The sequence below is a fragment of the Erwinia phyllosphaerae genome (genome assembly GCF_019132875.1).
GTDB lineage: Bacteria > Pseudomonadota > Gammaproteobacteria > Enterobacterales > Enterobacteriaceae > Erwinia > Erwinia phyllosphaerae.
In genome coordinates this window covers 51,578-74,894 of the sequence record NZ_JAHSPF010000016.1, presented here as the reverse complement: position 1 = coordinate 74,894, position 23,317 = coordinate 51,578, and the positions used below count along the sequence as shown (strand labels likewise).

General features: G+C 54.3%; 20 protein-coding genes. 7 read left to right on the top strand and 13 right to left on the bottom strand.

Annotated elements, in window-relative coordinates; all coding sequences use genetic code 11:
* Window positions 1-531: 531 nt before the first annotated feature.
* The gene (locus KUE00_RS20775; RefSeq protein ID WP_246762149.1) at window positions 532-858 is read left to right on the top strand and encodes a class I SAM-dependent methyltransferase; all 327 of its coding nucleotides are present in this window, start codon (window positions 532-534) and stop codon (window positions 856-858) included.
* 23 nt (window positions 859-881) lie between these two features.
* A complete protein-coding gene (locus tag KUE00_RS20770; RefSeq protein ID WP_246762147.1) occupies window positions 882-2,147 on the top strand; it encodes an MFS transporter in 1,266 nt (421 codons plus the stop codon).
* A gap of 34 nt (window positions 2,148-2,181) precedes the next feature.
* On the opposite strand, the gene KUE00_RS20765 is transcribed toward KUE00_RS20770, so the two are convergent.
* The 8 genes from KUE00_RS20765 to KUE00_RS20730 all read right to left on the bottom strand — a co-directional run bounded on the left by KUE00_RS20765 (window position 2,182) and on the right by KUE00_RS20730 (window position 10,874).
* A complete protein-coding gene (locus KUE00_RS20765) occupies window positions 2,182-3,300 on the bottom strand; it encodes an aminotransferase class V-fold PLP-dependent enzyme (protein WP_246762145.1) in 1,119 nt (372 codons plus the stop codon).
* Between the two features lie 176 nt (window positions 3,301-3,476).
* Window positions 3,477-4,232, bottom strand: a complete 756-nt coding sequence (locus KUE00_RS20760; RefSeq protein ID WP_246762143.1) for an alpha/beta fold hydrolase — start codon at window positions 4,230-4,232, stop codon at window positions 3,477-3,479.
* 8 nt (window positions 4,233-4,240) lie between these two features.
* On the bottom strand, window positions 4,241-5,308 hold the full coding sequence (locus KUE00_RS20755) for a class I mannose-6-phosphate isomerase (RefSeq protein ID WP_246762142.1): 1,068 nt from the start codon (window positions 5,306-5,308) through the stop codon (window positions 4,241-4,243).
* 108 nt (window positions 5,309-5,416) lie between these two features.
* The gene (locus KUE00_RS20750) at window positions 5,417-6,280 is read right to left on the bottom strand and encodes a glucose 1-dehydrogenase (protein WP_246762140.1); all 864 of its coding nucleotides are present in this window, start codon (window positions 6,278-6,280) and stop codon (window positions 5,417-5,419) included.
* A gap of 321 nt (window positions 6,281-6,601) precedes the next feature.
* Complete coding sequence (locus KUE00_RS20745) at window positions 6,602-8,194, bottom strand: rhodanese homology domain-containing protein (protein WP_246762138.1); 1,593 nt, start codon at window positions 8,192-8,194, stop codon at window positions 6,602-6,604.
* The gene (locus KUE00_RS20740) at window positions 8,187-8,780 is read right to left on the bottom strand and encodes a cysteine dioxygenase family protein (protein ID WP_246762136.1); all 594 of its coding nucleotides are present in this window, start codon (window positions 8,778-8,780) and stop codon (window positions 8,187-8,189) included. The genes KUE00_RS20745 and KUE00_RS20740 overlap by 8 nt, the downstream gene beginning before the upstream one ends.
* A complete protein-coding gene (locus tag KUE00_RS20735) occupies window positions 8,773-9,792 on the bottom strand; it encodes an ABC transporter substrate-binding protein (protein ID WP_246762135.1) in 1,020 nt (339 codons plus the stop codon). Before KUE00_RS20735 ends, KUE00_RS20740 begins: the two co-directional genes overlap by 8 nt.
* A complete protein-coding gene (locus KUE00_RS20730; RefSeq protein ID WP_246762133.1) occupies window positions 9,792-10,874 on the bottom strand; it encodes an LLM class flavin-dependent oxidoreductase in 1,083 nt (360 codons plus the stop codon). Before KUE00_RS20730 ends, KUE00_RS20735 begins: the two co-directional genes overlap by 1 nt.
* 214 nt (window positions 10,875-11,088) lie before the next feature.
* Here KUE00_RS20730 and KUE00_RS20725 point away from each other — a divergent pair, with 214 nt between their 5' ends.
* Window positions 11,089-12,000 carry an aliphatic sulfonate ABC transporter substrate-binding protein gene (locus tag KUE00_RS20725; RefSeq protein ID WP_246762131.1) on the top strand — a complete coding sequence of 304 codons (912 nt, stop codon included), beginning with the start codon at window positions 11,089-11,091 and terminating at the stop codon, window positions 11,998-12,000.
* A 1-nt stretch (window position 12,001) separates the two neighbouring features.
* Window positions 12,002-13,309 carry an LLM class flavin-dependent oxidoreductase gene (locus KUE00_RS20720; protein WP_246762129.1) on the top strand — a complete coding sequence of 436 codons (1,308 nt, stop codon included), beginning with the start codon at window positions 12,002-12,004 and terminating at the stop codon, window positions 13,307-13,309.
* 81 nt (window positions 13,310-13,390) lie between these two features.
* Here the strand turns inward: KUE00_RS20720 and KUE00_RS20715 are convergent, their stop codons facing one another.
* Complete coding sequence (locus tag KUE00_RS20715; RefSeq protein ID WP_246762127.1) at window positions 13,391-14,581, bottom strand: NupC/NupG family nucleoside CNT transporter; 1,191 nt, start codon at window positions 14,579-14,581, stop codon at window positions 13,391-13,393.
* A gap of 363 nt (window positions 14,582-14,944) precedes the next feature.
* Here KUE00_RS20715 and KUE00_RS20710 point away from each other — a divergent pair, with 363 nt between their 5' ends.
* Window positions 14,945-16,183, top strand: a complete 1,239-nt coding sequence (locus KUE00_RS20710; RefSeq protein ID WP_246762125.1) for an Nramp family divalent metal transporter — start codon at window positions 14,945-14,947, stop codon at window positions 16,181-16,183.
* 46 nt (window positions 16,184-16,229) lie between these two features.
* Here KUE00_RS20710 and KUE00_RS20705 read toward each other — a convergent pair whose 3' ends face one another.
* Both KUE00_RS20705 and mgrA read right to left on the bottom strand, forming a co-directional pair.
* A complete protein-coding gene (locus KUE00_RS20705; protein WP_246762123.1) occupies window positions 16,230-16,571 on the bottom strand; it encodes a DUF2502 domain-containing protein in 342 nt (113 codons plus the stop codon).
* 154 nt (window positions 16,572-16,725) lie between these two features.
* On the bottom strand, window positions 16,726-17,715 hold the full coding sequence (mgrA, locus tag KUE00_RS20700; protein WP_246762121.1) for an L-glyceraldehyde 3-phosphate reductase: 990 nt from the start codon (window positions 17,713-17,715) through the stop codon (window positions 16,726-16,728).
* Between the two features lie 202 nt (window positions 17,716-17,917).
* Here mgrA and KUE00_RS20695 point away from each other — a divergent pair, with 202 nt between their 5' ends.
* Both KUE00_RS20695 and glk read left to right on the top strand, forming a co-directional pair.
* Complete coding sequence (locus KUE00_RS20695; RefSeq protein ID WP_246762119.1) at window positions 17,918-19,570, top strand: alpha-keto acid decarboxylase family protein; 1,653 nt, start codon at window positions 17,918-17,920, stop codon at window positions 19,568-19,570.
* 163 nt (window positions 19,571-19,733) lie between these two features.
* Window positions 19,734-20,699: a glucokinase gene (glk, locus tag KUE00_RS20690; protein ID WP_246762118.1), complete on the top strand. Its 966-nt coding sequence runs from the start codon at window positions 19,734-19,736 to the stop codon at window positions 20,697-20,699.
* 72 nt (window positions 20,700-20,771) lie between these two features.
* On the opposite strand, the gene KUE00_RS20685 is transcribed toward glk, so the two are convergent.
* Both KUE00_RS20685 and KUE00_RS20680 read right to left on the bottom strand, forming a co-directional pair.
* A complete protein-coding gene (locus KUE00_RS20685; protein ID WP_246762116.1) occupies window positions 20,772-21,500 on the bottom strand; it encodes a LytR/AlgR family response regulator transcription factor in 729 nt (242 codons plus the stop codon).
* A 70-nt stretch (window positions 21,501-21,570) separates the two neighbouring features.
* Window positions 21,571-23,250 (bottom strand): LytS/YhcK type 5TM receptor domain-containing protein, encoded by a 1,680-nt coding sequence (locus KUE00_RS20680; protein WP_281434711.1) that lies wholly within the window; start codon window positions 23,248-23,250, stop codon window positions 21,571-21,573.
* Window positions 23,251-23,317 lie beyond the last annotated feature (67 nt).

The window sequence follows — 23,317 nt, the reverse complement described above, 5'->3', positions numbered from 1 at the left end:
TCCTGACTTCCTGACTTCCTGACTTCCTGACTTCCTGACTTCCTGACTTCCTGACTTCCTGACTTCCTGACTTCCTGACTTCCTGCATTTTATTATTTTGCATGGCGCTTTTTAGTTGTTCAAATTTTGCTCAGGTTGGCCGTTTTCAAGGCATGTCCAGTGCACAGACAACATAATTGTATCTTCAGATGATTAAACTCGTTAAAAAAGTACAGGAGTAGTAGAACACACCAAACTTTAATAGTTCTTTAGTTTTAAACCGCAATTGCATATTCATATAACGGATAAGCGCTATAAAAAGACAGAAATGTTTGGCCCTGATATTTATCCCATTCAATAATTTTTATGATATTTTTTGTTTAAAATTAAGTTGATAAGTAAAATTTATAACCCAGTAACGGCGCGGTTTGCCAGCCTGGTAGCGAATTAAAAAGCGCTAAATATGAATTTAATCTTATATTTCCTGTTGCTTAAAAAATGCGTTAATGTTAAAAAAAATTAACTTTTTTAACATTGTAGGGTGGCGGCATCATGGCAAGTGTTGAAAGCATAATCGACTCTTCTTCAAGTAATGTGGGTGATGGCATAGATTCTTTGAATGCGGCCTGGACGTTTGGAGGAAGTACCCCGCAATATTTTGACTCCCACGTTTCAAAGTCTGTCCCAAAGTATCAGGATGGTCATGATATTGTTCTGGCACTGAGCGATTTCTTTATTAATGAACAGTCGATAGTTTATGAGTTGGGAAGTTCAACCGGTGCACTAACGCGTAAATTAGCCGGGCACCATAATAAAGGCGCAAAGTTTATTGGTATTGATATTGAAGAGGCAATAATCCGCCAAGCGAATCATCTATAATTCTAAACAGGAAGTGCCTCAGAATGCAGAATGAACAGACGACAGGCGCGGCAGTTCGCGATGCGCAAAAAAGTTTCGCCATGCTGTTTCTTACTATTTTTATTCCTTTTGGTTTGGGGCATTTTGTTTCTTACCTGTTTCGTACGGTAAATGCGGTCATTTATGACGATCTGGCTGGCGAACTTCATTTACCCGCGGAAAGTCTTGGGCTGCTTACCGGCATTTATTTTTTGACCTTTGCCGCAGCGCAGCTCCCGCTGGGCGTGATGCTGGATCGTTACGGGCCTCGTTCCGTTCAAAGCCCTATGCTGCTGATTGCCGCTGCCGGTTCGGTCATTTTTTCGCTGTCGCACAGCGAGGCCGGATTATTGGTCGGGCGCGGACTGATTGGCCTGGGGGTCGCAGGTTCACTGATGAGTGCGATAAAAGCCTGCTCCATCTGGCTACCGGTAGAACGTTTGCCGCTCAGTACCGCCTGTCTGCTTTCTGTCGGAGGGCTGGGAGCGATGGCTTCCACCGCACCCCTGCACGCCATGCTGCAATGGGTTTCCTGGCGGCAAATGTTTTTACTGTTAGCCGTCATGACTGTGCTGGTTAGTGGCATTATCCACTTTTCAGTACGTGGTGCTTTTACGCCAAAAAATACCCGCTTCAGCGACATGTGCCGGGAAGTCGGACGACTTTACCGTTCATGGGTTTTCTGGCGGCTTGGACTCTATTCTGTTTTTGCTAACGCCACTTATATGGCTATCCTGGCTTTATGGATGGGGCCATGGCTGCATGATGTAGCCGGACTGAGCAGCTCGCGAATGGCGGATGCTCTGATGTCAGGAACGGTAGCTATGGTGGCGGGTTCCCTTAGCTTTGGCTGGCTGACGGACTATTTACGCAAATATGGCGTACAGCCCATCATGATCTGCGGCAGCGGCGTGGCAATATTCGTCCTGTTCCAGCTACTGATGCTAAGTGGCCTGCCAATTTCGCCGTTTATCATTACGGTCGGTTTTAGCTTTTTTGGCACTGCGGCCACTATGAATTACGCTATCGTCGCTCAATCGGTAGAGCCAGCGCTGGCGGGAAGGGTAAGCGCCTCATTTAACCTGGTCGTATTTTTACTGGCTTTTATCGTGCAATGGCTGGTGGGCATGGTTATTGGCCGCTGGCATACCGTAGCAGGAAGTTATCCTGTGGTGGCCTATCAGTGGTCTCTGGCCATGTTGATAGCGCTACAGGCCCCCGGACTTCTGCTGTGGTTAACCTTTAAACCCTGGCAGCGCAAAAGCATATAGAAGAAGCTGCCAGCGTTCAGGTTGTTATCGGAAATTAAGCATTAAACTCGCCGCTCTGTATCAAAAAGTCGATCAGGGCGGTCAGCTTTTTCAAATCCTCAAAAGCGATATTGTGAAACAGCGCAATCCGCAGCTGGTTACGTCCCAGCGCCCGATAGCCTTCAATACCGTGTACCAAACCTTGCTCGTCCAGATAGCGGGTCAGCTTATCGACATTGATCGTGTCTGCAACATCAATCGCGGCAACGGTGGTTGAACGCGCAGCCGGGTCGGTAACAAAGGCTGAAAGATAAGTTTTTTCCTGCGCCCACTGATACAGCCAGGCGGCTTTTTCTGCGGCCTGCCGTTCTACTTCTTCAAAACCGAGCGCGTTCATTCTTTCCGCCTGACGGGCAAACAGAAACAGCGTTACCACCGCTGGCGTATTGTAGGTCTGCTGCTGCTCGCTGTTGCTGAGCGCCAGCCGCCAGTCGGCGAATACCGGAATATAACGATCCAGCGCGGCAATTTCCTCAATACGCGCCTTTGCTTTTGGCGACAGGATCGCCACAAACAGGCCGCCTTCGCTGGCAAAAACCTTCTGCGGGGAGAAGAAGAACACGTCCACGCGTGAAAGATCGCAGGCAATCTGACCGGCGCCGCTGGTAGCATCCACAGCCAGCAAACAATCTTCGCCCACTTCCGGCAGGCGCGTGTTCATCACGCCGGTAGACGTTTCATTTAGCGTACAGGCGACAACGTCAAAACCTTCCGTTAAAAAAACGCTGTTGGGCTGGCCGTAATCGACCGTGGTTTTCTCTGCCGCAATCCACGGAATGCGGTCGGAAGCTTTAAACCACTTAGCGGAAAACTCGCCGCAAACGTGGTGAGCAATACGCTTTCTGACCAGCCCAAGCCCGATCATATCGAACAGAATGGTCGCGCCGCCGTTGCCCAAAACGATACTGTAATCGTCCGGCACCGATAAATAGTCTTTCAGGTTTTGCTGGATGTCCCGGCACAGCGCCCGCACCGGTTCTTTGCGATGGCTGGTACCCAGCAGATGCGGCCCTTTTTCCTGTAAGCGTGTTAAATCATCCAGCTGGATCAGCGAAGGGCCGCAGCCAAAACGAGGATCGGACGGGATCAGGTTTTCCGGAAGAGAGATTGCCACAGAGTTCTCCTGTGAGTGCTGCGCCAGATGCAGCAAACTGATTGATTTGGAAAATTAATATAAACCGGTTCCCTGAAAGGGCGCTAATGATTTCCTGGAGCGGCGAGGCGCTAAAAGCGAGGCAATACCGGAAATAAGCGTCACCTTATTTCCGGCAGGGGAAGAAAAAAGAGAGATCAGAGGTCAGCGGCAAACGCCGTCATTAGCTCAGCCAGCTGTTGTGGCGTCTGCATTGGCATCAGGTGCCCGGCACCTTCAATCACTTCCAGACGGCTGTCCGGCAAATGAGAAAGCGTGAGCTGCTGCTGTTCAGCGGGTGCAGGAACCTGATCGTCAGCCGAACCGGCTATCAGCAGCGCAGGGCAGTTAACCGTGCCGATGCGCTGCGACCAGTCTTCCCGGCTGCCTTTTTCAGGCCAGGCGCGCCAGGCATCAAGATTAGCGCGCTGCGCATCCCGGATAGCAACTTCTCGCACTACGTCGGGCAATCGCTCGCTTGCCGCAGTATCAACAAACTGTTCCGCCTCTTCGCGGCTGGCGCTGTAGTCGATTTGGCTACGGCGATCTTCATCACTCATCGGCTGTGGGCCAGGTGGAGAAGGCGCAACCAGAATTAATCCTCGCAGATAATCTGGCTGACGCGAAGCCAGCACCAGCGCGACCTTGCCGGTCATTGAATGGCCGACGACGATACAGTTATCCAGCTTCAGCTCGCGAATACTTTGATCAACCTGTTCGACCATCGCTGCAACATCGTAGCCGCTTACGCCAGCCGCCGCGCCAAAACCAGGCGTATCAAGCGTGATGCAGCGATGTTTTTCATCTAGCCAGCTGATGGCTGGATACCAGGTATGGCCCGAACCGCCCAGATAGTGCAGCAGAACAAAAACCGGCGCGTCGCTGGCCTGGCCATGTAGAGAATAAGGCAGCATAAAATCTCCTAACGCAGTTGGTCTGTTACGTCGCCAAGGCGCGCAATGGTGGCGTCATCGTAGCCGCGTTCGCGTAAAGGCCGATTAACTTCAGAGTCCAGATCGGGAACATAGCCGACGAGAATTTCACCCGGCCCGTTAAAGGTCACGCTACCTAAGGCAGCCGGAAGCAGCAGCGTTTCCGCTTTTTCCAGCGTCCAGCTTTCACCTGCCGCTGTAATCTGCAACGGTTCGCCCAGGTTAGAAATAATGCGCGCGCGATTGAAGCTGTAGTCGTATCCGGCAGAAAAACGCCAGCGCTCCAGCGCAAAGTAAGGGCCTGCGCAGCACATCAAGCGGGTGATTTGTGAACTTTCTTCCAGCTTCAGACCCGGTTGTGGCGTTAAGGTCAGCTCTGGCCGTAGTTCAGCCAGCAGCGCATCGATATTTTTTTCGCGTTCCTGCGGCGGCACTTCGCTACCGTCCTCCATACGCCACGGCATAGCGTGCTGCTGAATATTGGAGGTTTGCTCAATCTCGTATATCAGCGTATCCGGTCCGAAAGAGTGCAGCATGCCGCCCGGCACGTAAAAAGTATCGCCGGTTTTAACCGGAAAACGCTGCATCACTTCGTCGTATCGCTGGGCCAGTAGTGCGGCGCGTAGCTGCTGCTGACCGACGCCTGGCTTGATGCCTGCCAGACAGGTCGCGCCCGGCGCAGCCCATAAGATATGCCAGGCTTCGCTTTTGCCGTTGGGCTGCTGTTCCAGACGCTGCGCGGCTTCATCATTGGCGTGCAGATGCACCGGCAGCATGCCGCTGCCGTCGATAAACTTGGTTAACAGTGGAAAATGCGGCCCGCGCCAGCCCTTTGCCACCAGCTCATCGGGGTAGCGCTCCGTTAATTCATGCAGGCTAAGCCCGGCGTACTCACCGTTTTTAATCGTGGCGCGCATGCCTTCCACGTCGCTGACTTCCCAGGTTTCCGCAATACGCCCGTCCGGTAAACCCGCTTTTCCAAGGCGTGTTTTAATCAACTCGCCGCCAAAAATATGCGTGGCTATCGGCAACGTTAGTCGTAAAGGATAAGCTTTCATCTTTTTTTCCTTAACAAAAGCCTGCCCACAGGCCGCATGAAGCGGCCTGTTGTTACTTTCATTGGGCAGATGTGAAGGGGGAACGGGGCGGATTTACCGCCCCGGACATCAGATGACGGCGACGCCACCGGTGACGGCGATAGTCGCGCCGGAAATGTAGCTGGCTTCATCGCTGGCCAACATGACATAAGCCGGAGCCAGTTCGGCAGGCTGGCCTGCACGCTGCAACGGCACTTCGCTACCGAAATTTTTCACCTGCTCGGTTGGCATGGTGGTCGGGATCAGTGGCGTCCAGATTGGACCAGGCGCAACGGCGTTAGCGCGGATCCCTTTATCTGCCAGCAGCGCTGCCAGGCTACCGGAAAAATTAACGATGGCCGCTTTGGTTGCCGAGTAGGCAATCAGCTTCGGCTTAGGCTGATCGGCATTAACCGAGGCGGTGTTGATAATAGAGCCGCCCGGTGGCATATGCGGAACCGCGGCTTTACAGATGCGGAACATGGCGTAAATGTTGGTTTTCATCGTGCGGTCAAATTCATCATCGCTAATTTCATCCAGAGAATCACGGGTCATCTGGAAAGCGGCATTGTTGACCACGATATTGATTTCGCCAAAGGCTTCTACCGCTTTGCTGACGATGGCCTGGCAATGCTCCGCCTCGCGGACGTCTCCAGGTACCAGCACCGCTTTGCGTCCGGCTTCTTCAACCAGGCGTGCGGTCTCTTTTGCGTCTTCGTGTTCATCCAGATAAGAGATCAGCACGTCTGCGCCTTCGCGAGCGTAGGCAATAGCAACGGCGCGGCCGATGCCGGAATCGCCGCCGGTAATAATCGCTTTCTTACCTTTTAGTCGGCCGGAACCCTGATAGCTGGCTTCGCCATGATCGGGTACGGGCTGCATTTCATTGGTGCTGCCTGGCCATGTTTGCTGTTGTTCTGGCAGTGGAGGCTGGGGACGATTAGTTGTCGACATGATTTCTCCTCTTGAACCAGCAAGAATGCCGGTAGTTAATTGATATCGCGCGCTGAAAAGCTTTCAGAAGCGCACGGCATAAAGATGATTTTGATTACGAACTCGGTTATTTCCGCTCGTTAGGGAATAAGCATAGTTAAAAAAAATCAAAGTGCTAAACCGATTCGGCTGAGGTTTACGCAGCGGCAGAGGCAGAGCAGGCGCGATAAAAAAGGAAAGAAGCAAAAAACGGGCAGGGTAATCAGTAAGATTTATTGCAAGATAGGCAGGTAGATTTATCAGAAATCGGGCCGACTTACGTCGTAAAACGGCCCGATAAAGTTAAGGCGCAATCACGTTAAAGCCGTGGGTGCCGTCGCGATCCAGCTGGGCGACAAGGCCATACTCCCAGTCCAGATAAGCCTGCATCGCTTCTGCCGAATTATCGGTGCCTTCATAGGGACGTCGGTAGCGGTCGTCTCTTTGCTGCAGTAACCGTGTTTCACCCTGTTCAACCGGCAGGCCGAGCGCTTTCCAGGCCGTATTGCCGCCTTTTAAAACGAACACCGGTTTTCCGGTCAGCGCGGAAAGCTCCTCAACGGCGTAGCTGGCCAGCAGGCTGCTGCCGCAGGTCACCACATAGCGTTGCGCTTCCGGCAGCGCCGTTTTACCTGTTAAGGTGAGCAGGGCGATCTGAAGCCATGCCGCGCCGGGAATGTGAGCCGCCACGTAGTTCGCGCTGGTAGTAAAATCCAGCACCTGCGTATCGCCAGCCTTCAGCCACTCCGCCAGCTGCGCGGGCGTGACTTCCTGTTGCGCAGGCAACGGCGGTACAACGCGCGCCCAGTCGCCGCTGGCGGTAAAATCGTCTGCGCTGGCGTCCAATACCGCTACGTCCCAGCCCATCTGCGCCAGCCACGAGGCGCTCATATCGGCACGCACTTTTTTATCGTCAATCAGCACTATTTTCGCGCCGCGCACGCTTGCATAGTGATCGGTCTCCTGAACCAGTTGCCCACCGGGAACGTGACGGGAGCCGGGCAAATGGCCCTGAGCGTATTCTTCCGCATCGCGGACATCAAAAAGATAAACCGTGCGCGGTTGCTGTTGCAGCGCATGCAGTTCAGCAAGGGTAATCTGCTTGACGCCAGCGCGGTCGGCAACCTCTCTGGCGCTGCGGGCGGCCTGCACCAGCGCGGTTTCGCTGACTTCCTTGTAACGGCGGCTTTGCTGATGTTCCAGATCAAGGCCTGCCAGCGTCCAGCCGATAGTACCGTTTCTGAGCGCATAAACCGGATTGCGGATGCCCGCATTAACCAGTGACTGCGTGCCGATAATGCTGCGAGTGCGTCCGGCGCAGTTCACAATGATTTTGGTTTCGGGAGAAGGCGCAAGATCCCTGACGCGCAGCACCAGTTCGGCTCCGGGAACGCTGATACTGCCCGGAATGCTCATGGTCTGGTATTCATCAAAGCGGCGACTGTCCAGCACCACAACCGGCTCGCCGCTTTGCAGCAGCGCGTTGGCTTCCTGCGCGGGCAGCGATGGCGTATGCGCACGTGCTTCTACCAGCTCACCAAAGGCTTTACTCGGCGAATTCACATCGATAAAGATTTCGCCGCCCGCTTCACGCCAGCCTGCCAAACCACCGGCCAGCAGTGCGACATTGCTATAGCCAATGGCCTGCAGACGAGCCGCCGCAACCTGCGCCAGCCCTTCGCCGTTGTCATAAACCGTTACCGGCGTAGCCAGGCGCGGAATGCGGTTCAATACTTCGAATTCCAGCTTCGACAGCGGAATATTGACGGCAAACAGCGGATGGCCTTCAGCGTAGTAAGCCTCTTCCCGCACATCCACCAGCGCAATTTCCTGACGCTGTAACAGGGCATAGCGAATATCGCTATAGTGACGCAGAGAAAATGAGTGTTCAGCCATGTGAGAGATCCCAGATATTTGGTAAGTAAGCGTTGTTATAGCCGGAGATAAAGGGTTTTTCGCTACCATCTTCTGCAAATACGGCGCGCTTTACCGCCCCAATATTGCCGCCGTAAACGTGAATACTGACAGAGGTCCGATCGGCGAAAGCATTGCTGACGCGATGAATATCACCGACGTCAGGCGAGACGGCTTCCACATCGCCGGGGTTGAGCGTCACGGGCTCGCCTGCGGCATAAAGTCGCCCTTGCGTATCACGCTCATAATTCTGTGAAATTTCCGCGCCGCGCAGCATGCCAATCAGGCCCCAGACGCGATGATCGTGGATCGGCGTAGACTGTCCTGCTCCCCAGACAAAGCTTACCACCGAAAAGCGCTGGAGCGCGTCGGCGTGCAGTAAATATTGCTGATAGCGCTGCGGGCTGGGCTGGGTAAAAGGCTCTGGAAGCCAGTCATCATGGCGAATAAGCTGCTTAAGAAGCAGGCTACCCTGCTGCAGGAGATCGCGCTCCGCTGGTTTTGTTTCCAGCAGCTCTGCCAGACTACCCACAAAGTCACGCAGGCGATGATGTTGCGGTTCACTCATGGGGGCTCTCCTGACCAGATAACGGTTGTTGCTTACCCGTTGTGGCTAAAGTTTGACCTGTGGCGACCTGGTTAGCCTGCTGCGACAAACGATAATCAAACGCCTGATGTACGTTTACCGCTTTGGGCAACACTTTGTACCTGTAGAAAAAATCAGCGGACTGCTGGAGCGTCGTCGCCAGCACGGGCGTAAAGTTTACCGGACGAATTTCTGCGCTGGCGATCCAGCGCTGCGTAATGCTTTGCGGCATGCCCAGCGACTTGCTGAGCGCGCTGGCAAACTCTGCCGGATGTTGTGCCGCCCACACCTGTGCCTTAGCCAGCCGCGCCTGTAAATCGGCAATAGCCTGACGTTTGGCCGGATCCTTTAATGCTTCTTCACGCGCCAGCGCATAGGAGTAGCCAGACAGAATGCCTTTCCCGCCGCCTTGCGGCACCAGGATATCTTTATCGACGATGACGGCCGAAGAAACATAAGGCTCCCAGGTAGCCCAGGCATCAACCGCATGGCTGGCCAGCGCCGCACGACCGTCGACCGGACCAAGAAAACGCAGCGTGACGTCGGAAGGTTTTAATCCGGCGCGCTCAAGCAGGCCGAGCACCAGATAATGTCCCCAGCCGCCGCGATTAACGGCAATCTGCTTACCTTTTAAATCCTTCAGGCTATGGATACCGCTGTCCGGGCGCGTCAGCAGCGCAATACTGTCAGGATTATTTTGCCACGCACCGACGGCCTTCACCGGCGCACCTGCCGCATAGACAAATAAAAACGGCAGGTCGCCGGTAAAACCGACGTCCAGCGCGCCAGCGTTTAGTGCTTCCTGCACCGGTGCGCCGGAATCAAAAGAGGTAAGTTTCAAATCATAGGGCAAGTTTTTCAGCTCGCCGGACTCGCGTAAAGAGATAAAACGATCCCCTTTAACATCGCCCAGCCGCAGCGTGACTTTTTCCGCCGCCGAGGTGGTGCCCGCTATTACCGAAAGCAGCACGGCAGCGATCAAACGCAAACGCATCAGGCACTCCTTGCGATACGGCGGGCCGCAACTTTTTCGCGCGTTAACGGAATAAGCTCTTTGCCATACTCCAGCGCGTCGTTCAGCGGATCGAAACCGCGGATCAGCACGCTTTCAATGCCCAGATTGTAATAGTCCAGCAGCGCATCAGAGACCTGATCCGGCGTGCCGACCAGCGAGGTAGAGTTGTAGCCGCCGCCAACCAGTTTGGCGATGCCGGTCCAGAGGTTCTTATCCAGCCTGTCGCCTTCATTAGCGGCGGCGAACAGCCGTTCTGCCCCCACGCTCTGCGGTTTTGGCAGGCCAAAGTCGTGGCCGTTGGCCAGCAGCTTCTGGCGCGCCGTTTCACGAATATATTCCGCTTTTTCCCATGCCTCTTTTTCGGTGGCGGCGATAATCGGGCGGAAGGAGATATTAAAACCAATCTGGCGGCCATGGCGCGCGGCGGCGGCACGCACGGTACGCACCGTTTCGGCGGCACCGGCCAGCGGTTCTCCCCACAGGGCAAAAACGTCGGCATGTTTAGCCGCCACGGCGATGGCTTCCGGTGATGAACCGCCAAAATAAATTGGCAGCTGAGCCTGTAGCGGTTTAACCGCAGAAAAAGCCTGCTCGGCCTGGTAAAGATTGCCCTGATGATCGAAAGGCTGGTCGGACGTCAGGCTGGTTCTTAATACTTCCAGAAATTCATCGGTACGCGCATAGCGTTCCTCTTTATTCAGAAAATCGCCATCGCGACGCTGCTCGGCATCATTGCCGCCGCTGATGATATGTACCGCCAGTCGACCATCGGTTAGCTGATCCAGCGTTGCCAGCTTGCGAGCGGCCAGCGTCGGTGAAACAAATCCCGGACGGTGCGCCAGCAAAAACTTTACTTTAGAGGTATGCGCGGCCGCGTGTGCGGTAACCAGAAAACCATCGGGCTGATCCGACCAATAGCCAACCAGAATACGGTCGAAGCCGGCATCTTCATGCGCGCGGGCAAAGTCAGCAATATACTGCTTGTTAAAAAGGGGACCGCTGGGCGCAATGATCTCTGAGGCCAGACGATGACCAATCATGCCAAGAAACTGAATGCTCATGGGGAGTTCTCCGAAGTGAGGGCTGCCAAACCGGCGTGCTGAAGAAAACCCTACGTTCAGAGACGTTAGCTGTGAAATTCATAAATCTGCTGAGCAAAGCTGAAAATCAGCTATGGCGGGAATAGTCTTTTTCTGCATAAACATTGTACAAAACGGACATTTGGATCGGAAAAAAGCAATGCTAGTCTCATTTTTTATCATTCGGGACTCTGTGATGCTGCGCCTTACTTCTCTTACCTTATTAAGCTTGTTCTCTTTTTCGGTCTTCGCGGCTAACACGCTGTCCGTTGGCGACCAGCGCGGGAACGCCAGGGCAATTCTGCAAGCCGCTGGTGAACTGAATAATTTACCTTATACGCTGGACTGGCATGAGTTCGCCAACGCCGCACCGCTGCTGGAAGCGATGCGCGCCGGATCGATTGACGCCGGATCGGTAGGTGATGCGCCGCTAACCTTTGCGGTGGCCGCCGGACTGGATGCCAAAGGCATTCTGGCCACAAAGTATGCCGGTAACGCCATTATTGTTAAAAAAGGCAGCCCGATTCATTCTGTTCGCGACCTGGCTGGAAAACGTATCGCCACGGTGAAAGGCTCCTCCGGCCATAACCTGGCGTTACAGGCTTTATTGAAGGCGGGCGTTGCTGCCGATAAGGTCAACTTTGTGTTCACTACGCCTGCTGAGGCAACGCTGGTACTCGATCAGGGCGGCGTAGATGCGGTTTCCACCTGGGAACCCTACGTTTCGTTCGCTACCCATCAGTCCGGGGCGGAGATTATTGCCGATGGCAAAGACTATCCGGCGCTGAACTATTTGATAGCCAGCAATCAGGCTATCGCAGCGAAAAGCGCCGAGCTGCGCGACTTTAGCCAGCGTTTGACGCGCGCCCGAGCATGGGGAGAACAGCATCCACAAGCTTATGCAACCATGATCGGTAAACTGCTGCGCATTCCGCAGGAGGTGGCGCTGTCGAAAGTGCAACGGGAGGTGAATACCGTGGTCAGCAATCAGCAGCAGGTCTTAGCCGTACAGCAAAATACTGCCGATCTGTATGTTAAAAACGGCCTGATCCCGCAGCCGCTCCGGGCCACGACGTTTATCGACCTTGGCCTGGCGCAGGAGAAGTAGTATGCATCTGGCGCTTTATCTTAGCGATACCGGGCTGCACGCGGGCGGATGGCGTCATCCCGCTGCGCAAAATCACGATCCTATGGCGCTTGATACCTGGCTCAGGCTGGTAAAAAAAGCGGAAGAGGCAAAGTTTGATTTTGCTTTCATCGCCGACAAGCTGTCTATCGATGATATTTACGGCAGCGATATCACCACAACGGTACAGTACCGTCCCGGCTATGCGCGACCGGAGCCGATGGCGCTGCTGACGGCGCTCAGCCTGTTTACCCACAGTATTGGCCTTGGCGGCACGCTTTCCACCACCTACGGCGAACCTTTTCATGCCGCACGTACCATCGCCACGCTGGATCATTTCAGCGCCGGACGCATGGCCTGGAATGCGGTGACGTCCACTAACGATGGCGAGGCAAAAAACTTCAGCCGCACCCGGCACCTGGCACACCAGGAGCGTTACAAGCGGGCTGGCGAATTTATTGATGCAGTTCATCAACTGCTGGCCAGCTGGCAGCCGGATGCGCTGGTGGCCGACAAAGAGAGTGGCATTTATGCCCGGCCGGATAAGGTCAGCTATACCCGTTTTGCGGGTGAACATTTTCAAATCAAAGGCCCGCTGACGGTAGCCGCTTCGCCGCAGGGCAGGCCGGTACAAATTCTGGCTGGCGTATCCCAGGATTTCAAAGAGGTTGCCACGCGCGTGGCCGAAGTTATTTTTACCGTGCAGCCGGAACGGGAAAGGGCGCAGCAGTTTTACCAACAGTTCAAAACGGCGATGGCGGCGCAAGGTCGTTTGCCGCAGGCCTGTAAAATTCTGCCGGGCATCATGCCGATTGTCGGCGCTACGCAGCAGGAAGCGGAAGAGAAGCGCCGCCAGCTGGATGAGCTGGTCAATCCGCTGGCCGGGCTGAGCTTTATGTCTGCCAGCATGAATTACGATCTTTCCCAACACGATCCCGACGCGCTGTTCCCCGACATATTTGATGCCATCAGCGGCAGTAAAGGCCGTTTTGAGTACGTGATTAACGAAGCCCGCAGGCAAGGGAAAACGCTGGCGGAGGTGGCAAAAAGCTATGCGGCCAGCGCTTCCTTTCCGGTGCTGGTGGGGACGCCGGAAAGCATCGCCAGCGAAATGATTGAGTGGGTGGAAAGCAAAGCCTGCGACGGCTTTGTGCTGATGCCGGCGGATATGCCCGCGTCGCTGCATGATTTTGCCGATTACGTGGTGCCGGAACTGCAAAAGCGCGGTGCGTTCAGAAAAGATTATCAGGGCAAGACGCTGCGCGACCATCTGCAGGTGCCGCTGGAGTAACGGGCGGTTAACTAAAGCGACCGCTGCAAAAAAGGCGAACCCGGAGGTTCGCCTTTCGCTGAACAGTAAACGAAACAGCTATTAGCCGCCCAGCACTAAACCGGCAATAGAAGCGGACAGCACGCTGACCAGAGTAGAGCCGTAAAGCAGCTTGAGGCCAAAACGCGATACCACGTTACCTTGCTCTTCATTCAGGCCTTTAATGGCACCGGCCACAATACCGATTGAGGAGAAGTTAGCGAAGGAGACCAGGAAGACCGACAGAATACCTTCAGCGCGTGGCGACAGCGTGGCGGCAATCTTCTGCAGATCCATCATCGCCACAAACTCGTTAGACACCAGCTTGGTAGCCATGATACTGCCAACCTGTAGCGCTTCAGCAGACGGTACGCCCATGACCCATGCAAACGGATAAAACACGTAGCCCAGCACGCCCTGGAAACTGATACCAAAAATGGTGTCAAACAGCGCATTAATGGCGGAGATTAGCGCGATAAAACCAATCAGCATTGCCGCCACGATCACGGCCACTTTGAAACCGGCAAGGATATATTCACCCAGCATTTCAAAGAAGCTCTGGCCCTGATGCAGATCGTTCAGCTTTAAATCTTCTTCGCTTTCGATGCGGTAAGGGTTGATCAGCGACAGGACAATAAAGGTGCTGAACATATTCAGGATCAGGGCCGCCACCACGTATTTAGGCTGCAACATGGTCATGTAGGCACCGACGATGGACATCGAAACGGTCGACATCGCCGTGGCCGCCATCGTGTACATGCGGCGCTGCGACATTTTGCCCAGGATATCTTTATAGGCGATAAAGTTTTCTGATTGTCCCAAAATCAGCGAGCTTACCGCGTTAAAAGATTCCAGTTTACCCATGCCGTTGACCTTAGAAAGCACTGTTCCGATCGCCCTAATGACAACGGGTAAAATACGGAAGTGCTGCAAAATACCGATCAGGGCAGAGATAAAGACAATAGGACAAAGCACGTTAAGCCAGAAGAACGCCAGGCCTTTGTCGTTCATATTGCCAAAGACGAAGCTGGTTCCCTGCGCGGCAAACCCCAGCAGCTTGTCGAAGAAGCCGGCAAATCCCTTTACGAAGCCCAGACCCACTTCTGAATTCAGGAAGAACCAGGCCAGTAAAACTTCAATAACCAGAAGCTGTATAATAAAACGCACGCGGATGCTTTTACGATCGCTACTGACCAGTAAGGCCAGCAGCGTCACCACCACCAATGCCAGTGCAAAATGCAGAATGTGGGACATGGATGCTCCAAATTTGAAGGCTGTTATATTTCGCTGCACATTCTATGTAACAAGTTGCAGAAAAACGAGACTAAAGCCTCAATATAATAAATTCCTATCGTCTTAAATGGACAATTTGCTTTCCGATCACGTTCCAGTACTGTTTAAAAAAACACCCGCCAGCTTGTGGGGGAATCTTTTTTAACCTAAAGTACATTTATTGCTTACATTTTAGTCACGGAAAGCTTTGCCTGAAAGTATAGCAATGGCTATACTTTTTAGCGTAGGCTATCACAGCGATAAGTTTAACCAGATTAAATGATATTGAAAATCATTATCATTTGAATAACAATGCTCTTCTCAGGTGTATTAAGGGGTATGACTATGTTTGAAGGCCGCGCGGCGGAGCAAACGGTCCGAAGTTCCCGTAAAATTAAATTTGCGTTGATGGGGCCAGCCTTTATTGCAGCGATCGGCTATATCGATCCCGGCAACTTTGCGACCAATATTCAGGCGGGCGCTTCCTACGGCTACAAGCTACTGTGGGTAGTGGTCTGGGCCAACATTATGGCGATGGTGATCCAGCTGATGTCGGCCAAGCTGGGCATTGCGACAGGCAAAAACCTGGCGGAGCATATTCGCGACCGCTTTCCTCGTCCTGCCGTCTGGTTTTACTGGGTACAGGCAGAAATCATTGCTATGGCGACCGATCTAGCGGAATTTATCGGCGCGGCCATCGGTTTTAAGCTTATTTTTGGCGTAAGTTTGCTACAGGGCGCGGTGCTGACCGGCGTCGTCACCTTTCTGATTTTAATGCTGCAAAGCCGGGGTCAGAAGCCGCTGGAGATGGTCATTGGTGGCCTGCTGCTGTTTGTAGCGGCGGCCTATGTGATCGAGCTGTTTTTCTCGCAGCCAAAGGTCATGGACTTATTGCAGGGCGTCGCGGTGCCTTCACTGCCCACTGCGGATGCGGTGCTGCTGGCCGCTGGCGTACTGGGCGCGACCATCATGCCGCACGTTATCTATCTGCACTCATCTTTGACGCAAAACCCTGACGGCGGTAGCCGCGCTGAACGCTATTCTTCCACCAAGCTGGACGTGGCGATTGCGATGACTATCGCGGGCTTTGTTAACCTGGCGATGATGGCGACGGCAGCGGCAGCTTTTCACTTTAGCGGCCATACCGGCATTGCCGAGCTGGACCAGGCTTATTTGACGCTCGATCCCTTGCTGGGTCGTGCGGCAGCGCTGGTCTTTGGACTGAGCCTGCTGGCCGCGGGGCTTTCTTCCACCGTGGTGGGGACAATGGCGGGTCAGGTAGTGATGCAGGGCTTTATCCATATCCGCATTCCACTGCTGGTTCGCCGCGTGGTAACCATGCTGCCTTCCTTTATCGTGATTCTGGCAGGCTGGGAACCAACAAAGATTCTGGTCATGAGCCAGGTACTGCTTAGCTTTGGTATCGCGCTGGCGCTGATCCCGCTGCTTTCCTTTACCGGCAATCGCAAGATGATGGGGGATATGGTGAATTCCCGCCTGATGCAGTGGATGGGCAAAGTCATCGTAGTCATTGTCGTCGCGCTAAATTTTTACCTGCTGATCGAAATGGCCAAAGGGCTCTAATCGCGGCACAAAAGAGAAGGGCGCTCAACGAGCGCCCTTTTTGTTTCTACCAGCGTGGCGGCGGTGGCGGACGGCGGTCATGCTCGTGACGCCATTCCCGATGACGTTCACGGTCGTGCCGCCACTGCTGACGATGCCGCATTTCTTCATGGCGACGCCACTGTTCGTGACGCCACCAGCGACCTTCGTTGTAGCGATAGTTATTACGCCACCAGCGACCGTCGCGCCAGCGGCCGCCGTCCCAGTAGCGTCCATGACGATCGCGATCGCCTAAATGCAGCGAAACGCCAGGTGCCAGCACAATGCGGGCGCTGTCGGCATAGGCTGTGTGCATCGCCAACGGCGATAAACTTGCCAGCAAGGTGGCAACAAGCAGTAAACGTTTCATTTTCTCTCCTTATCGGCGGCAGAACTGCGCCGCCCTGGTGCCAGTATTATAAAGAGAACGTTACGATTTCGCCTGGGAAACTCTTAAAAGCGTCAGAAAAGTGTTAGCAGCCATGTCGGCCAGCAAAATCGCCGCATTGCGCGGCGGATAAGGGCTAGCCCAGAATCGCGTCAATACGCTCCAGCTCGGCCTGGCTAAAATCGCGCTGCGCCAGCATGCCGATAGCGTCATCAATCTGACTGGTTTTGCTGGCCCCAATCAACACTGACGTTACGCGACCGCCGCGCAACACCCATGCCAGCGCCATCTGCGAAAGCTTCTGTCCGCGCTGCTGCGCCAGTTCATTCAGCTGGCGAACCTTTTCCATTTTTTCCGGCGTGAGCTGCTCGCTACTCAGAAATTTGCTGCCGCTGGCCGCGCGCGAATCTTCCGGCACGCCTTGCAAATAGCGATCGGTTAACACGCCGCCCGCCAGCGGGGAAAAAGCGATACAGCCAACGCCCTGCTGCTGCAAAACATCCAGCAGCCCACTTTCCGGCGCGCGTTCGAACAGGGAATATTTGGGCTGGTGGATCAGGCAGGGCGTTCCCAGCTGCTGCAGGATAGCGATAGCTTTTGCCGCCAGCTCGGCCGGGTAGTTAGAAAGCGCGATGTAGAGAGCCTTGCCCTGACGCACAAGATGATCCAGTGCGGTCATGGTCTCTTCCAGCGGCGTCTCCGGATCCGGACGGTGATGATAAAAAATATCGACATAGTCCAGCCCCATTCTTTTCAGGCTTTGGTTAAGGCTGGCGATCAGATACTTACGCGAGCCCCAGTCGCCATAAGGACCATCCCACATGGTATAGCCCGCTTTAGAAGAGATGATCAGCTCGTCGCGCAGCGAGTGGAAATCCTGACGCAGGATACGGCCAAAGTTCTCTTCTGCCGAACCCGGCGGTGGCCCGTAGTTATTGGCAAGATCGAAATGCGTGATGCCCTGGTCAAAGGCGTGTCGTAACAGCGTGCGGCTGTTTTCCACCAGGGTGCTGTCGCCAAAGTTGTGCCACAGGCCGAGCGAAACGGCCGGCAGCTTTAGTCCGCTATGGCCGCAACGATGATAACTCATTGTCTGGTAACGTTTTGCGTCAGGCTGGTAAACCATGAAAACTCCCGGGTTCAGGGTTAAAAGCTAAATAAGCATAGTAGTGTATACGTTTACACCGAAACGGAGCGCGTGACAGATCGCAACTTAAGGAAAAGCACCGGGCGGCACGTTTCCTTGCCACTTTTTCTGGCGACACATTACCAATGGCGCTGAAAAAATCAGCAATACTCAAGGGAATGCACACCTTAAGGGAACCGTTATGCAAAACATCACCGTTGGCGATTATCTGTTAACCCGGCTGCAGCAGGTCGGTATTGCTCATCTGTTTGGCGTGCCTGGCGACTACAACCTGCAATTTCTGGATCATGTTATTGCCAGTGAAGACATTCGATGGATGGGTAGCAGCAACGAGCTGAACGCGGCCTATGCTGCCGACGGCTACGCGCGCTGTCGCGGCGCGGCGGCGTTGCTGACCACTTTTGGCGTTGGTGAGTTAAGCGCGCTAAATGGCGTGGCCGGTAGCTATGCGGAATATCTGCCGGTTATCCATATTGTTGGCGCGCCATCCAGCGCGGCGCAGGCGGAAAAACTGCTGCTGCACCATACGCTGGGCGACGGCGATTTTACCCATTTTGTGCGCGTTGCGCGCGAAGTTACCGTAGCGCAGGCCATCCTGAGCAGAGAGAACGCCGCGGCAGAAATCGACAGGCTGTTGATTACCGCTCTGCGTGAACACCGTCCCGTTTACCTCTTTTTGCCGACTGACGTGGCAGAAGCAGAGATAGCGCCGCCTGAAGGTTCGCTTTCATACCGGCCGGAATCGCTGCAAAGCAGCCTGGACGCTTTTACCGCAGCGGCGGAAGCCTTGCTGGCGAAAGCGAAAAGCGTTTCGCTACTTGCTGATTTTCTGGCAGATCGTGTCGGATTGCGCGATGCGCTAAAACAGTGGGTCACGGACGTCCCGCTGCCTTTTACCACCATGCTGATGGGTAAAAGCGTGTTGCCGGAACAGCAGAAAGGCTTTGTTGGCACCTATGCCGGAGCGGCCAGCGCGGGGGATACGCAACCGATAATTGAACAGTGCGATGTCATTATCACCGTTGGCGCAGTCTGGACGGATACCATCACAGCGGGCTTTACCCAGCAAATTGATTCCTTGCGTAATATTGATGTTGGTCTTTACGTTAGCCGCATAGGCAGCCAACAGTTTACGCAGCTGGCGATGAAGGATGCCGTCGCGGCGCTGCATCGATTAACAAAACGCTACGGTCGCGACTGGCATAATGCTGGCGCACAACCTCCGGCGCTTGTCGACTGTGCGGACGGCGCGCTGACGCAAAACGGCTTCTGGCACGCTATGCAGGATTTTTTGCGGCCTGGCGACATTGTACTGGCCGATCAGGGAACCACGGCGTTTGGCGCGGCGGCGCTACGCCTGCCCGATAACGTCACTTTCCTCTGCCAGCCGCTGTGGGGATCGATAGGCTTTACGCTGCCCGCCGCATGGGGCGCACAGATTGCCTGCCCTGAGCGCCGCGTGATCCTGCTGAGCGGCGATGGGTCTGCGCAGCTGACGATTCAGGAGCTGGGCTCCATGCTGCGCGATGGCCTGAAGCCTGTCATCTTTGTGCTCAATAATGAGGGTTATACTGTAGAGCGGGCCATCCACGGCGAGCGGCAGCGCTACAATGATATAGCCGCATGGAACTGGACGCAGCTACCGCAGGCGTTCAGCGCACAGTGCCAGGCGCAAAGCTGGCGAGTAACAGAGACTGCCCAATTGCAGGAAGTGATGAAAGTGATTGAACAGACCTCGCGTCTCTCGCTGGTGGAGGTTATGCTGCCGCAGCTTGACGTGCCGCCTCTGTTAAAAGCGGTGACGACGGCGCTTCACGAGCGCAACGCATCCTGAAATGTTGGCTTTACTAACAGATTCAGATTGATGCCCGTGGGAAACTGCCGCCAGTGCAGGTAAGGTAGTCGGTTGCGGCGTCACCTTTTGCCGGGTGGGCGTTGTTGTTTGAGTGGGGGAAATTTATAGTGTGTACATATGACGTAAGCGGAGCAAAACAATAATGACTAAGTATGCTTTGGTAGGTGATGTAGGCGGCACCAACGCGCGCCTGGCACTGTGTGAAGTTGAGAACGGTGCTATCTCACAAGCCAAAACGTTCTCCACAGCAGACTACGATAGCCTTGAGGCCGTCATCCGTTTTTATCTTGCCGAGCAGCAGCAGGATGTCACGGATGGCTGCATCGCCATCGCCTGCCCAATTACCGATGACTGGGTTGAAATGACCAATCACGACTGGGCTTTTTCCACCAGCAAAATGAAAGCGAACCTGGGTTTTGAGCATCTGGAGATCATCAACGACTTTACCGCCGTGTCGATGGCCATTCCTATGCTGAGCGAGCAGGACGTCATGCAGTTCGGCGGCACTTCGCCGGTCAAGGATAAGCCGGTTGCCGTTTACGGTGCCGGAACCGGTCTGGGCGTGGCGCATCTGGTGCATGTGGATAAGCGCTGGGTTAGCCTGCCGGGCGAGGGCGGTCACGTCGATTTCGCCGCTAACAGCGACGAAGAAGATATGATCCTGGAAGTGTTACGCGCCGAGCTGGGCCATGTTTCAGCCGAGCGTATCCTTTCCGGTGCGGGTCTGGTTAACCTTTACCGCGCTATTGTCAAAGCCGACCAGCGCGTGCCGGAAAACTTAAAGCCAAAAGACGTTTCGCAGCGCGCGCTGGATGACAGCTGCACCGATTGCCGTCGTGCACTGGCCATGTTCTGCGTGATTATGGGACGTTTTGGCGGCAACCTGGCGCTGACGATGGGCACTTTCGGCGGCGTTTATATCGCTGGCGGTATCGTGCCGCGCTTCCTGGAATTCTTTAAAGCTTCCGGTTTCCGCGCCGCGTTCGAAGACAAAGGCCGCTTCAAAGACTACGTGCAGAATATCCCGGTTTATCTGATCACCCACGATAAGCCAGGCCTGCTGGGCGCCGGGGCGCATCTGCGCCAGACGCTGGGCAGCATTCTGTAAAGTAAAGGCCGGATTTTCCGGCCTTTGTTTTATCTGGCGAGGCGTCGAACGACCGACCAGCCGTGCCGCAATCTATAACCGCATCAGCTGGCGGAAATCTTTCACCTTGCTGCGGCTGACCGGCACCTGAAAGTCCAGGTCGCGCAGCTTAAGCATATAGGTGTTGTTAAACCAGGGCTCTATCTCGCGGATCTTGCTCAGATTGACGCAGTAGGAACGGTGGCAGCGAAAAAAAGCCTCATCAGGCAACCGGCTACAAAACTCCGTTATATTCATCGGCATCACGTACTCTTCCCGCCGCGTATACACAAACGTCATTTTCTCGTGGGCTTCGGCATAATAAATATCGTTGATGTCCGTCACGATGATGCGTTCGTCTTTCACCAGGTTAATGGTATGCACCTGACTACGCGGGCCGTCGACGCTGCCTTGCGTCGCCTGCTGCAACGTGTTTTCCACCTTGCGCAGCATAGTGATAATGCGCATCTCGTGGTAAGGCTTAAGGATATAGTCAAACGCCTCCAGCTCAAACGCTTCTACGGCGTGCTCCTTGTAGGCGGTGATAAAAACAATCAGCGGCCGATGGGCAAACTTGCTGATGTTTTGCGCCAGCAGCACGCCGTCCAGCGAGGGAATATTAATATCCAGAAAAATCACGTCCGGCTGGTGGTTTTGCAGGTATTTCAGCACGTCCAGACCGTCGTCAAAGGTTGCTTCAATCTGGATCTGGCTATGCTGGCGGATCAGCCAGCTCAGCTCCTGCTGCGCCAGAAATTCATCTTCCACTATGATGGCTTTCACATCGTTTTCCTGGTCAAAACGGCGTCAGGCCGTAGGCTGTTGACACCGTACTCTTAAGCCTGCAACAGCATTAAGCCGTTAGCGAGACGCGCTCGGGCAAAATCGCCCCGTTTTTACTGATATAGAAGGCGATTTCCGTACCCGGATTGCAGCGGTGGATATGCAGCCCTTCACCGTACAGCAGCTTTACGCGGTGGTGGACGTTAAGCAAACCAATCTTGTTGCCCGGCATCTCGTTACGCTCCACGCGCTGCACCACTTCTTCACTGATGCCGTTGCCGGTATCCCGCACGGCAATGCGAATGCGGTCGCCGGAATCTTTTACGCTAATCGTCACCACGCCTTTGCCGCGGCAGGGATGAACGCCGTGCACAATGGCGTTTTCGACCAGCGGCTGGATCAGCAGGCTGGGCAGTGAAAAATTAATGTCTTCGTCAATTTCATAAATAACCGTCAGCTTGTCGCCAAAACGCGCCTGTTCAATAGCGATATAATCTTTGATCTGATAAAGCTCTTTTTTAATATCGATAATTTCGTCGTCGTTCAGCTCCAGGTTATAGCGCAGATAGCGCGCAAGGTTGCCGATCAGCTGGCGAGCGGTGTCCGGATTAATACGAATAGAAGAGGAAATAGCGTTCAGCGCGTTAAACAGAAAATGGGGATTAATTTTACTTTGCAGCGCGCGGAGTTCCGCTTTATTGGCCATTTCCCGTAGCTGTTCCGCGCGCGAAACTTCCAGCTGCGTAGAAATAATCTGTGACAGGCCGACGGCCATTTCCCGCAGTGACCATGTAATACGGTGCGCGTGGCGGTAGTAAATTTTCAGCGTGCCGGTGACTTCGCCCTTCTCCCGTAGCGGAATGACGATCATCGAATGAATTTCCGGCGTGCGGTGCGCCTCATCGTTGTTTCTGATAATAATTTCGCCGTTGGCAATCGCTCTGGCCGTCGTTGGGCTAATGCCGTCATCGCCTTCCCGGTAATTTTGCTCGCCGACGCCAATATAGGCCAGAATCTGGTTTTTATTGGTAATAGCCACGGCATCGGCGTTGATATCATCACGGATAATTTCACAAACCTTGCGCAGAGAGTGGCTGTTAACCTGACGAAACAGCGGCAGCGTTTTATTGGCGATATCCAGCGCCAGCTTAGCCTGCCTGGCAGCGATGGCCTCTTTTTCGCCTTCGACGCTCTGGATCAGCAGTACGATAAGCCCAATGCTGACCGCGCCCAGGATCATCGGCACGGCAATCTCTTCCACAATGGCCAGGCCCAGCGCCTGCGGCCGCGCCCACAGTAGAATCAATATCATGGTCAGCGACTCGCACAGCATGCCGCCAATAATACCCGTGCTCCAGCGCTTTTCTTTACGCACCCGCAGATTGATCCAGCCCGCGGCAAAACCGGCGATAATGCTGGTTATCAGGCAGGGAACGGAGGTAACGCCGTGAATATCGATTAAAAAACGGTGCAGCCCGGCAATCACGCCGGTGGCAATGCCAACCCACGGCCCAAACAGAATGCCGCCGGACATAATGGCGATGGTACGTACGTTAACCAGCGAGCCGTCAACGTTAATGCCGCTCCACGTACCGAACAGCGCGAATAAAGAGAAAATCGCCGTTACCGCCATCAGCTCCTGACGCGAATGCTCATCCTTTTGCAATAGCTGACGAAAATGGCGGATACGCGTCATAAAAAACAGGCAGATAAGCATTAACGCGGCGCGATCTAATACCGCCAGCAGCATTTCAAATACGGGATGCACGGCACGCCTCGGCTGTTAAAGAAAAGTGGGCTTCATCATAAGGAAAGCG